The organism is Pontibaca salina (genome assembly GCF_016307205.1).
GTDB lineage: Bacteria > Pseudomonadota > Alphaproteobacteria > Rhodobacterales > Rhodobacteraceae > Pontibaca > Pontibaca salina.
On sequence record NZ_JAEIJD010000003.1, the window covers coordinates 220,916 to 233,066 of the forward strand.

Below are 12,151 nucleotides of genomic sequence, written 5' to 3' on the forward strand. Positions count from 1 at the left end.
ACGTCGCCGGGCGCTGTCAGACCAACATACCGAAAACCAAAGAAAACCCTTTACCGCGCGTTCCCCTTCATCCGATTTTGCCCTAGATCTGAATCAGCAGGAGAGGCGAATGGCCCGGATAGAGCCTTCGGAGATCCACGATCTGTTCGTCATCGGTGGTGGCGTCAATGGCTGCGGCATTGCCCGCGACGCGGCCGGGCGTGGCCATTGCGTCGTGCTGGCGGAAATGCACGATCTGGCATCGGCCACCTCCTCGGCTTCGACCAAACTGTTTCACGGCGGGCTGCGCTATCTTGAATATTTCGAGTTCCACCTCGTCCGCGAGGCATTGATCGAGCGCGAAATCCTGCTGCGCGCAATGCCCCACATCGCGTGGCCGATGCGGTTTGTATTGCCCTATCACACGGCAATGCGGTTCGATTCCGACACCCCGACATCGAAACTGCTGAATGTGGTCATGCCGTGGTTGCGCGGGCGCCGGCCCGCTTGGCTGATCCGGTTGGGACTATTTTTCTACGACCATCTGGGAGGACGGCACATCCTGCCCGCCACCACAACGCTGGATCTGCGCCACGCGCCGGAAGGGGCGCCGTTAAAGCACCACTTCGTATACGCCTATGAATATTCCGATTGCTGGGTCGAGGATTCGCGCCTTGTGGTGCTGAATGCCCGCGACGCGGCCCAGCGCGGGGCACAAATCTTGACCCGGACGAAAGTCACCAAGGCCGAGCGCAGGCCAGATTGCTGGCGGGTCACAATAACCGGTCCAAATGGCGAAAGCCGCGTGATCCGCGCACGTGCTCTGGTTAACGCCGGCGGGCCGTGGGTTGGCGAAATCATCCATGACCGGATTGGTGTCGATACAAGCGAAAGCGTACGGCTGGTGCGCGGCAGCCACATCGTCACGCGGCGTCTTTATGATCACGACAAATGCTATTTCCTTCAAGGCAGCGACGGGCGGATCATTTTTGCCATCCCCTATGAAACTGATTTCACCCTGATCGGCACCACTGATGCCGAACATGACAATATCGATGTGAAACCGGTTTGCACCCCAGAGGAACGCGACTATCTGCTAGATTTTGCCAATCAATACTTCAGGGACCGTGTAACCCGCGATGACATCGTATGGACCTATTCCGGCGTGCGGCCGCTGCATGATGAGGGCGCGACTTCGGCCACGGCGGCAACCCGCGATTATACGCTGAAACTGAATGCCCAAGGGGGTGCCCCCGTGTTGAATGTGTTCGGCGGCAAGATCACTACCTATCGCCGTCTGGCGGAAACCGCGCTGGACCGACTTGCCCCGCATTTGCCCGCAGGAAAAGGCAAATGGACCGCCCTTGCGCCGTTGCCGGGGGGCGATTTCGCGGTTAACGGGGTCGATGATCTGGTGACCGCGATCCGGAGCACCTATCCGTTTCTCGCCGCGCATGAGGCACGCCGTCTGGTGCGTGCCTATGGCACCGACGCGCGGGTGATGCTGGGGGATGCACGCCAGCCATCCGATCTGGGCCGCAATTTCGGCGCGGGGCTCAGCGAGCGCGAAGTCATCTGGCTGATCCGCCACGAGTTTGCCCATGAAGCTGATGATATTCTATGGCGGCGCAGCAAACTGGGGCTGCGCCTTAGTGCCGAGGAAGCGCAACTGCTGGAGGACTGGATCGACCAGCACCGGAACGAAATTTTGGCGACGACGCCGCCAGAGCAATATCCGGAAGAAAAAGCTTCGCCGCGCGGTTAAAGAGCGATGCGAAAACCGGCACCTTGAATTGCTACTCTGGACAATGCCATCCTTCCGGTTATCGCCAGAACATTCAGGCCGCCAATGAAATACATCCTTGCCATCGATCAAGGCACCACCTCGACCCGCGCGTTGCTGTTTGACGCGGCATTTCAGGTTGTCGCCACCTCGCAAGAAGAGTTCCCGCAACATTTCCCGCGCTCGGGCTGGGTCGAACATGATCCTGACGATCTGTGGACCAAGACCGCTGGCAGCTGCCGGAAAGTGATCGAACGCGCCGGGATAGATGCCCGCGACATTGTGGCAATCGGGATCACCAACCAGCGCGAAACCTCGCTCATTTGGGACCGCAGCACCGGCCGGCCCGTGTATAATGCCATCGTCTGGCAAGACCGACGCACCGCCGAATTATGCCGTGATCTGCGCGCTGCGGGCCATTCCGATATGATTGCGCGCCGCACCGGATTGCTGATCGACCCGTATTTCTCGGCGACCAAGGTGAAATGGATTCTCGACAACATCGAGGGTACGCGCGAGCGGGCGCGGCGAGGTGAATTGCTGTTTGGCACCGTGGACAGTTTCCTGATCTGGAAGCTGACCGGGGGAAAGGTCCATGCCACCGACGCCACCAATGCGGCACGCACCATGCTATATGACATCCACAAGGGGCGCTGGAGCCAAACAATCTGCGACCTTCTCGACATTCCTACCGAAATGCTGCCCGATGTGCGCGACAGCGCCGCTGACTTTGGCCAGACGCGGGCCGATCTGTTCGGGCGCGAAATCCCGATCTTGGGGGTTGCGGGCGATCAGCAGGCGGCGACCATCGGGCAGGCCTGTTTCACGCCGGGAATGCTGAAATCAACCTATGGCACGGGCTGCTTCGCGCTGCTGAACACCGGAACAACGCCGGTGCAGTCACAGAACCGCCTTCTGACCACCATCGCCTATCAGTTGAACGGCACACCGACCTATGCGCTGGAAGGGTCGATTTTTGTCGCTGGTTCGGTCGTGCAATGGTTGCGTGACGGGCTGGGCTTGATCCGCGATGCGGCGCAGACCCATGAAATGGCCGCGCAATCCGACCCCGATCAGCCGGTGATGCTGGTGCCCGCCTTTACCGGTCTTGGCGCGCCCTATTGGAACGCCGATTGCCGCGGCGCGATCTTTGGCCTGTCGCGCAATACCGGCCCCAACGAGCTTGCCCGCGCGGCGCTGGAAAGCGTCGGCTACCAGACCCGTGATCTGCTGGAAGCGATGCGGGCAGATTGGGCGGACACGGCCGATGCGCCGGTGTTGCGCGTCGACGGCGGGATGAGCGCCTCGGATTGGACCATGCAATTCCTCTCCGACATCATCGGCGCGCCGGTGGACCGTCCTCGCATTCTGGAAACGACTGCGCTGGGGGCAGCATGGCTGGCCGGGATGCAAGCCGGATTCTATCCGCAGCAAGAGGACTTCGCGCGCTCCTGGGCGCTTGACCATCAATTCACCCCCCGGATGGATCGCGACACCCGTGCCAAGAAATACACGGCTTGGAAACGCGCGGTGAAATCTACGCTGGAATATTGACCGGGAACGGGGCTTGCTGCGCGTTACCGTCAGCGGCCCAATCACAAAAGGGATATGCGACGGGGCCTGAGGAATATGTTGACTATTCAACCGTGAGGGATTCGGGCGCGGGCACGTGACGCCTAAAAAGCTACCTGAACAAGATTCATAAACTTGTCGCGGATTATGAATTTGCCAATAATTCGCCGCTCCGCTAGGCCTGAGGCTCCAGCCCAATAAAGGTAGCGAGCCATGAAAACCTTCAGACTGCCCCAATCCGACGTTTTCGCCGCTCTGCATGAGCAGGCGCGCCAGCGTATCCTGTTGCTTGACGGCGCTATGGGCACGATGATCCAGGCACTCGCGATGAGCGAAGAAGATTATGCGGGGACTGGCACGGGCACGCCCTGCGCGCACCCTACGGACCTTCCGCAAAAGGGTAATAACGATCTGCTGTCCTTGACCCAGCCCGAAGCCATCGAGAAGATTCATTTCGATTTCGCCATGGCGGGCGCGGATATCGTGGAAACCAATACGTTTTCCTCGACCACGATCGCGCAGGCCGATTACGGGCTTCAAGCTGCCGTTCACGACCTGAACGAACAGGCCGCCCGCGTTGCCCGCCGCGCGCTGGACCGGGCAACCGAAATTGACGGACGTCCGCGCTATGTGGCCGGGGCCGTGGGCCCGACCGCCCGCACCGCCTCGCTCAGCCCCGATGTGAACAACCCCGGTTATCGCGCCGTCACCTTTGATGATCTGCGCATTGCTTATGGCCAGCAAATCAGGGCGCTGATCGCGGGCGGGGTTGACCTGATCCTGATCGAAACGATCTTTGACACGCTGAACGCCAAGGCCGCAATCTTTGCCTGTTTCGAGGTCTTCGCCGAGATCGGCCAGCGTTTGCCGGTGATGATTTCGGGCACGATCACCGATGCCTCGGGGCGCACTTTGTCGGGGCAGACGCCGACCGCTTTCTGGCATTCGGTGCGCCATGCGCGCCCCTTCACCATCGGGCTGAACTGCGCGCTGGGGGCTTCGGCGATGCGCCCGCATGTCGCGGAAATTGGCGCGGTGGCGGATACGCTGGTCTGCGCCTATCCCAATGCGGGCCTGCCCAACGCCTTTGGCCACTATGACGAAGGACCCGAGGAAACCGCTGCACAACTGGGCGAGTTCGCCTCTACCGGCCTGGTTAACATGGTCGGCGGCTGCTGCGGCACCACGCCCGAGCACATACAGGCGGTTGCCGAGGCCATCGCCCCTCATTCTCCAAGAAAGGTTCCCAGCCATGACTGATCGCCAATTGCGCCTGTCGGGCCTTGAGCCCTTTGTCCTGACGCCGGAAATCCCCTTTGTTAACGTCGGTGAGCGCACCAACGTCACCGGCTCGGCGCGGTTTCGCAAACTGATCACCAATCGCGAATACGCCGCCGCCCTGGAGGTCGCGCGCGATCAGGTCGAGAACGGCGCGCAGATCATCGACATCAACATGGACGAAGGCCTGATCGATTCAAAAGCGGTGATGGTCGAATTCCTGAACCTGCTCGCGGCCGAGCCCGATATCGCCCGCGTACCGGTGATGCTCGACTCTTCCAAATGGGACGTGATCGAGGCCGGGCTGCAATGCGTTCAGGGCAAGCCCATCGTCAACTCGATCTCGATGAAGGAAGGCGAGGACGAGTTTCGCGAACACGCGTCACTATGTCTGGCCTATGGCGCCGCCGTGGTGGTCATGGCCTTTGACGAAAAGGGTCAGGCCGATACCAGCGCGCGCAAGATCGAAATCTGCGCGCGGGCCTACAAAATTCTGACCGAAGAGGTCGGTTTCCCGCCCGAAGACATCATTTTCGATCCGAATGTCTTTGCCGTCGCCACCGGCATCGAGGAACATAATAATTACGGCGTCGATTTTATCGAAGCGACGCGCTGGATTCGGCAGAATCTTCCGCATGCCCATGTTTCAGGCGGTGTGTCGAACCTGTCGTTCAGTTTCCGTGGCAACGAACCGGTGCGCGAGGCAATGCATGCCGTGTTCCTCTATCACGCGATTCAGGCTGGCATGGATATGGGCATCGTCAATGCCGGGCAATTGGCGGTCTATGACCAGATCGACCCAGAGCTGCGCGAAGCCTGTGAAGACGTGGTCCTGAACCGGCGCGAAGACGCCACCGAGCGCCTGCTGGATCTGGCCGAACGGTTCCGTGGCGACGGCAAGCGCGAGGAAAAGGTGCGCGATCTCAAGTGGCGCGATTGGCCGGTCGAAAAGCGGATCGAACACGCGATGGTCAATGGCATCACTGAATTCATTGACGACGACACCGAAGAAGCCCGGCAAAATGCCGCCCGTCCGCTTGACGTGATCGAAGGCCCGCTGATGGCCGGCATGAACGTCGTCGGCGACCTGTTCGGTGCCGGCAAGATGTTCCTGCCGCAGGTGGTGAAATCGGCCCGTGTGATGAAACAGGCTGTGGCGCTGCTTTTGCCTTATATGGAAGAGGAAAAGCGCCTGTCAGGTGTTGAGTCCAGTAACAGTGCAGGCAAGATCCTGATGGCCACCGTCAAGGGCGATGTGCACGATATCGGCAAGAACATCGTCGGCGTCGTGCTGGCGTGCAACAATTACGAAATTATTGATCTGGGCGTCATGGTACCGCCGCAGAAGATCATCGAAACTGCACGGGCCGAAAATGTCGATGCGATCGGCCTGTCGGGCCTGATCACGCCGTCGCTGGACGAGATGGTGAACATGGCCAATGAGCTTGAGCGGGAAGGCTTTGACATTCCGCTGTTGATCGGAGGCGCGACCACGTCCAAGGTGCATACGGCGGTCAAGATCTCGCCCGGCTACAATCGTGGTGCGACGGTGCATGTGAACGATGCCAGCCGCGCCGTCGGCGTGGTGTCCAGCCTGCTCAGCGACGAACAAAAGCCCGAGTTTGTCGCCGAAATCCGCGCTGAATACCTTGAGGTGGCGGAGAAACACGCGCGCGGCGAAGCGGCCAAAAAACGCATGCCGCTGGTCGATGCGCGCAAGAACGCGATGCAACTGGACTGGTCGGCATACGCTCCGGTGCAGCCGCAATTCGACGGTGTCCGTGTTATTGAGGACTGGGATCTGCGCGATATCGCGGATCACATTGATTGGACCCCGTTCTTCCGCACTTGGGAGTTGAAGGGGATCTATCCCAAGATCCTTGATGACGAAAAACAGGGCGAGGCCGCGCGCACCCTGTTTGCGGATGCAAAGAAGCTGCTGAACCAGATCGTTTCTGAAAAGTGGTTCAGCCCGCGCGCCGTCGTCGGGTTCTGGCGGGCCAATACGGTGGGCGACGATATTCGCCTTTATACTGACGCAAGCCGCAGTTCGGAACTGGCGACCCTGCACACCCTGCGCCAACAGACCACGAAACGCGCCCCGCGTCCGAATCTGGCATTGTCGGATTTCGTCGCGCCCGAGGGCACGGCAGAGGACTGGGTGGGCGGCTTCGTCGTCACCGCCGGACCCGAAGAAGCCGAGATTGCCAAGCGTTTCGAACAGAAAAATGACGATTATTCCGCGATCCTTGTCAAATCGCTGGCCGACCGCATGGCCGAATCCATGGCGGAAATGCTGCACGAGCGGGTGCGGCGCGAATATTGGGGCACTTCGCCCGATGAGAACCATACGCTGGAGGAGTTGATCGCCGAGAAATACAACGGCATCCGCCCTGCCCCGGGCTATCCGGCGCAACCCGACCACACCGAAAAGACCACACTTTTTGGATTGCTGGACGCCGAGGCCCACACCGGTGTGACACTGACCGAGAGCATGGCCATGTGGCCCGGCAGTTCGGTCTCGGGGCTCTATATTGGCCATCCCGAGAGCTATTATTTCGGCGTCGGGAAGGTCGAGCGCGATCAGGTGGCGGATTACGCCGAGCGCAAGGGCATGGAGCCGGAAGAGGCCGAGCGCTGGTTGGCCCCGATCCTGAACTATGTGCCTGCCGCCCGCCCGGCGCTCGCTGCCGAATAGCGCCGGCCCGCGCCTTGCCGCGATATTCCGCGTTCGTTGGCGCAGGAGTTCTGATCGCAAGACTGCTACGACCGGGGGTTGAGTTCCGCCCCCGGATCGCGCAGTTTTACGCGAGCTTACTTTGAGATGCGCCATGACTCCGGATTATCAAGTTGCCGCATTGTGGATTGGGGGCCGCCTGTCCTTTCTGGAGGAACTGTGCCTGAAATCCTTTGTCGATGCCGGCCAGCATACGGTGCTTTACACTTACGAGGGCGTGGGCAACGTTCCTGATGGGGTGGAACTGCGCGACGGCAACGACATTCTGCCCAACCCCAATATCGTTCGGCACGGACGCACCGGCAGCCCGGCATTATTTTCCGACCTGTTTCGCTATCGTTTACTTGCAAAACTGGACAACACGATCTGGGCCGATACCGACGCCTATTGCTGCAAGCCGTTCACGACCTCAACCGGACATTTCCACGGATACGAGAAAACCGACGAAGTAAATGGCGGAGTGCTGGGCCTGCCTAATGACAGCGCGACGTTGCGCGCGTTGATTGAGCTCACCTCGGACGAGTACAACATCCCCGAATGGCTACCGCCCGAGACCATCGCTGAATACGAGGCCGCGAAAGATGCGGGCAAGCCGGTTTCGGCAGGGGACATGCCGTGGGGCATCTGGGGGCCGCAGGCGCTGACGCATTACTTAAAGAAAACCGGCGAAATCGCACATGCGTTGCCGCAGATTGCACTTTATCCGATCCCATATAAGAAGCGGGGTCTGATGACTCGTCCGGGCGCGGATCTAAGCGAGATGATCACCGACGAGACATTTTCGATCCATTTCTATGGCCGCCGGATGCGACCACGCCTTTCGGAACGCTTCGGCGGCATTCCCCGCCCCCGCAGCCTGATCGGCCAGTTGCTGAAGAAACACGGAATCGACCCGACGAAGAACCCGCTGCCAGACCGCATCGGGGCCGCAACACCCGCATGACCATCACCATGCCCAACGCGCAGGCGATGCTTGATTGCATCGGCGGGAAGCCCACAACCTTCGCCGAGCTTGGGGGTTTGGCCGAAGACCTCGCGCTGGCAGCGTGGCAGCGGCATAGTTGCACGATCCTGCCGGTGGATATCGACCGGCGCGTCCATGGGCGGCTATGCAGCGGCGGCCTTCAGCGCCGCCTGGCCAGGGGCCGATGTGGTGGCAATCAGCCCGCAATCGACGCTGGACAAGGTGCTGGTCCCGTTCGAGACCCGCTATCGCGCGGCCTGGGGGTTGGATTTCTCCGGCCCCTATGGCGACGCGGCACAAGCCAGCGCTTCGGCGCGGCGGGTCACAATTCTTTACGACCCGTATGAGCGGCTGGATACCGGCCATGTCGCACGTTTCGCCGCACCCAACGTGGTCCGGCTGCGCTGCCCGCTGATGGGGCATCGGCTGGGTTCGTCGCTGTCGCAGATGGGTCTGCTGACGCCGACGATCCTCGGCGCGCTTTCGGGCAACCTGACACCGGCCGAGTTCTACCGTGCGCTGCGTGTCCGCCACCGCTTTCCCCGCTATCAGCGCGAATTGTTCCACCGCGCGCTGGCCCGGGGCCGCCCGGATCTGGCCCGCCGGGTCGGGCGCTGGGTGTTGGCGCGCGGCGATCACCGCGCGATCCGACGCGGCATGGCACAGCTGGAAGCGGACGACCGGCGCCATCAAACAAGACCGGTCAGTCAGTTTGAAGGATAGAAACAGCAGGCACTACTGGTCGAGAGGATCGATCTTATACTTCACTGATTTACCGCGAAGTATTTTTACCATCAAACGGGAAAGCTCACCGTTTTTTGATATTGGCTTCAGAACTTCATGGCCGACATTGGGCAACGGGATAAGGTGCATCTTTTGATAGCGTGGGCCGATATATTGGAACAAGAACCTGCTGTCGCGCATGATCAAGGGATCAAAAAATACCGTCGGCACTGGGCTTGGCAAAGGTTCCGGTAAAAGCTCCTCATGGTAAAAAGGCACGTCTTGATAAAGTCAAGATATGAAATGCGGGTGATTGGACAAACGTGGCGAGGCCGCGATTACCTTTGCGCCTTATGGCCCCGCCAAAATAAAATGCCGCATAGCCGCCCACACTGGCGCCATATGTGCAAATCGTTTCATATCCGCCAAGATAGTCTTTGACCGACGCTTTAAACGTCTCGCGGGATAGAAGCTGATATTGTGTCTTACGTTTTTGCGCTACATAGATGGTGTCATACCCGGTCGCGAGAGCCCAACGTGTCCCAAAACCCTCTGAAGCAAGTCTGCTTTTTATATCGCCAAACGTGATAATTAACCTGCGTGGTTTTTTCGCTCGAAAGTAACCAGTAATACAGAACCCGTCCGAGCGTGCGATTTCTTGTGTCTCGACCATCAACGTCCTCATAGTTCCGAGCATGCGAGCTTGTGCCGGGCTTTTTCACCGTCATGCCGAAGAACTATCGGTTTACCGTGCTTGGCATCAAGCCTGCAAAGTGATGCGGCAGCAGATTGGATTTCCGATCATGGGCAATTTGTTGTAGTGAATGACAATCAAATACCTTGATATTTCGGAAAACCATGATGAAACCCCGTATCATCACCCGTCATTTGGCGTCGCAGAGGCTTGGCGAGGCGCAGCTATTGGATCTGGTCGCAGACACGGCGGCGGAGCGGGTGCGGTATTTCTTTGCCAAGGGTACAGTGCGTGACGTGGCGCTGGCCGCGGTGTCGAAGCCGGTGCTGGCCGAGGCGATGATCGACGGCGCGCCGATGTTGATATGCGCTGATCCGGAACCCGGCAGCACCGTTTCGCAGACGGAACCGGAGCTTTTCGCAGGCGATAATGTCACCATCGCCACCCGCAACAACGAGCCCGCCGAAACCGTGGCCGCATGGTTGGCCTATCACCATACGCGCTTTGGCCTGACCGGCGCGGTGATCTTTGAGCGCGCTCAAAGCGGCGAGGAGCCGGGGTTCTGGGACGAAGTCGATGCGCTGTTGCACAAAGCCGGCACGGCGGTGCAGGTTGTCGTGGTGTTCTCGCAGGTGCCGCTGGGCGCGCAGCATATGCCGCCGGAATCCCATCCCTTCTGCCTGTCCGAAGCGCCGGGGCGCGACCGAATGGACGTTCCCCCTGCTGATCGCTGGCGCGCGCCCTTGGCCGAAATGTCGATCTACGAAATCGCGCGGCAGCGGTTCCTCCCCCGCGCGCGCGCCGTTGCGAATTTCGACCTGCATGATCTGTTGCAGCCGCATCAGGCTGGTTCGCCCTTCGACATGGCTGCGGCATCACCCGGTGTGGCGGTGATGCTAACGGGGCAGCATTGCTATCCCTGGCGGGTGCGCAAGGGGCAAACGCCGAGTTTCGCTGACCATATCTGCGTCCAGTTCGATAAACCATTGTACCGCCAGCGCTGGTGTGTTGCGCCCGCCACATTACCGCAAGGCGCGTCTCTGAAATGCCTGCAGGTCTCCGAGACGGCGCGCCAGCCGGGCGGTACGTTCTTCCGCTTCATGGCAATCCGCCATCCGATCAATAGGATCAGCCGGATCGTCCCGAAATCAAGTTTGGTCGAACAGGACGCGCTTTTGGCGCTGGCTCAAGACATATTCAATGCAAGCCCGGTGCGCGTTCCAGCGATTGATTTCTCCATGCCCGAGCAGACGAAAGACAATCGAACGGCCATCGTCACCACGATGAAGAACGAGGGGCCGTTCATTTTGGAATGGCTGGCCTATCACCGCGCCATCGGGGTGCAGGATTTCCTTGTCTATACCAATGATTGCAGTGACGGCACCGACCGGATGTTCGACCTGCTGCAACGCAAGGGGCTGGTCCAGCACCGCGAAAACCCATTCCGACAGGTGAACCTGAAACCGCAACACGCTGCTTTACAGGCTGCCGAGCACGAACCCCTGATCCAGAACGCCGACTGGATCATCTGCATGGACGTGGACGAATTCATCAATATCAAGACCGGCGAAGGTTTGCTGAGCGATCTTTACGCTGCTATCGGGGATGCCAATATGATCTCGTGCACATGGCGGCTGTTTGGAAACGCAGACATCGACAGCTTTTGCGACAAACCAACCATTGCGCAGTTCGAGCGCTGCGCCGAGGAGCTGTCACCAAAACCGCATCAGGCTTGGGGCTTCAAAACCCTGTTTCGCAATACCGGTATCTTCAAGAAACTGGGCGTGCACCGCCCCAAAGGCCTGAACCCGCAGCTTTGGGATCACGTGCGCTGGGTCAACGGCTCCGGCCAGCCGATGCCAAAACACGAGATCCGCAATGCCTGGCGCTCGACGGTCGAGACCTATGGCTATGATTTGGTGTCGCTCAACCATTACGCGGTGCGCAATTGCGAGAGCTTTCTGGTCAAGCGCGACCGCGGCCGGGTCAATCACGTGGACCGCGATCAGGGGCTGGCCTATTGGTTCCGGATGAACAACAACGCCACCACCGACCGCTCGATCCAGCGTCATCTTCCCAAGATGCAACGAAAATTGGAAAAATTGCTGTCAGACCCCGAGATCGCCCAGCAACACCACGCCTGTGTTGTGGCTCACGAGGCGAAGATCTCCGAACTGAAACAGGACCCCGAGCAGCAAGCGTTTTATCAGGAGCTGACCGGCGCGCGAATGAAAAAACTGTCGCGGATGCACCGGCACTTTGGCGCAAATGTATTCCTTTCTGGCCCGGATGCGATACCTGAAGAGGTCGTGTGGACCGATCACGATGAAAGGTTTTTCTTTACCGTGGAGAAGGCGAAAACCAACCACTGAGCTTTCCTCCCGGTTTCTGCGCGCGGAAATGCGAGTCGCTGACGTCGCG

At 59.7% G+C, this 12,151-nt stretch carries 8 protein-coding genes; 7 read left to right on the top strand and 1 reads right to left on the bottom strand.

The window, feature by feature from the left end:
• Window positions 1–109 precede the first annotated feature (109 nt).
• The 6 genes from glpD to JAO82_RS06115 all read left to right on the top strand — a co-directional run bounded on the left by glpD (window position 110) and on the right by JAO82_RS06115 (window position 9,036).
• The gene (gene glpD, locus JAO82_RS06090) at window positions 110–1,744 is read left to right on the top strand and encodes a glycerol-3-phosphate dehydrogenase (RefSeq protein WP_198685470.1); all 1,635 of its coding nucleotides are present in this window, start codon (window positions 110–112) and stop codon (window positions 1,742–1,744) included.
• A gap of 84 nt (window positions 1,745–1,828) precedes the next feature.
• Complete coding sequence (gene glpK, locus JAO82_RS06095) at window positions 1,829–3,316, top strand: glycerol kinase GlpK (protein ID WP_198685471.1); 1,488 nt, start codon at window positions 1,829–1,831, stop codon at window positions 3,314–3,316.
• Between the two features lie 231 nt (window positions 3,317–3,547).
• Window positions 3,548–4,594 (top strand): homocysteine S-methyltransferase family protein, encoded by a 1,047-nt coding sequence (locus JAO82_RS06100; protein ID WP_198685472.1) that lies wholly within the window; start codon window positions 3,548–3,550, stop codon window positions 4,592–4,594.
• Window positions 4,587–7,310 (top strand): methionine synthase, encoded by a 2,724-nt coding sequence (gene metH, locus JAO82_RS06105; RefSeq protein WP_198685473.1) that lies wholly within the window; start codon window positions 4,587–4,589, stop codon window positions 7,308–7,310. The genes JAO82_RS06100 and metH overlap by 8 nt, the downstream gene beginning before the upstream one ends.
• 133 nt (window positions 7,311–7,443) lie before the next feature.
• Window positions 7,444–8,292, top strand: coding sequence for a hypothetical protein (locus tag JAO82_RS06110; protein ID WP_198685474.1), 849 nt, complete (start codon window positions 7,444–7,446; stop codon window positions 8,290–8,292).
• Window positions 8,293–8,448: 156 nt separating this feature from the next.
• A complete protein-coding gene (locus JAO82_RS06115; RefSeq protein ID WP_198685475.1) occupies window positions 8,449–9,036 on the top strand; it encodes a hypothetical protein in 588 nt (195 codons plus the stop codon).
• Window positions 9,037–9,298: 262 nt separating this feature from the next.
• Here JAO82_RS06115 and JAO82_RS06125 read toward each other — a convergent pair whose 3' ends face one another.
• Complete coding sequence (locus tag JAO82_RS06125; RefSeq protein WP_198685477.1) at window positions 9,299–9,709, bottom strand: hypothetical protein; 411 nt, start codon at window positions 9,707–9,709, stop codon at window positions 9,299–9,301.
• Window positions 9,710–9,894: 185 nt separating this feature from the next.
• Between JAO82_RS06125 and JAO82_RS06130 the strand changes: the two genes are divergently transcribed.
• Window positions 9,895–12,102 (top strand): glycosyltransferase family 2 protein, encoded by a 2,208-nt coding sequence (locus tag JAO82_RS06130; RefSeq protein ID WP_332872496.1) that lies wholly within the window; start codon window positions 9,895–9,897, stop codon window positions 12,100–12,102.
• The last annotated feature ends 49 nt before the right edge of the window (window positions 12,103–12,151 follow it).

Excerpts from the sequence above, each read along its gene's own strand:
- JAO82_RS06125 (WP_198685477.1), bottom strand. The coding sequence starts at position 9,709 with ATGGTCGAGACACAAGAAATCGCACGCTCGGACGGGTTCTGTATTACT.
- JAO82_RS06115 (WP_198685475.1), top strand. The coding sequence starts at position 8,449 with ATGGGCGGCTATGCAGCGGCGGCCTTCAGCGCCGCCTGGCCAGGGGCC.
- metH (WP_198685473.1), top strand. The coding sequence starts at position 4,587 with ATGACTGATCGCCAATTGCGCCTGTCGGGCCTTGAGCCCTTTGTCCTG.
- JAO82_RS06110 (WP_198685474.1), top strand. The coding sequence starts at position 7,444 with ATGACTCCGGATTATCAAGTTGCCGCATTGTGGATTGGGGGCCGCCTG.
- glpK (WP_198685471.1), top strand. The coding sequence starts at position 1,829 with ATGAAATACATCCTTGCCATCGATCAAGGCACCACCTCGACCCGCGCG.
- glpD (WP_198685470.1), top strand. The coding sequence starts at position 110 with ATGGCCCGGATAGAGCCTTCGGAGATCCACGATCTGTTCGTCATCGGT.
- JAO82_RS06130 (WP_332872496.1), top strand. The coding sequence starts at position 9,895 with ATGATGAAACCCCGTATCATCACCCGTCATTTGGCGTCGCAGAGGCTT.
- JAO82_RS06100 (WP_198685472.1), top strand. The coding sequence starts at position 3,548 with ATGAAAACCTTCAGACTGCCCCAATCCGACGTTTTCGCCGCTCTGCAT.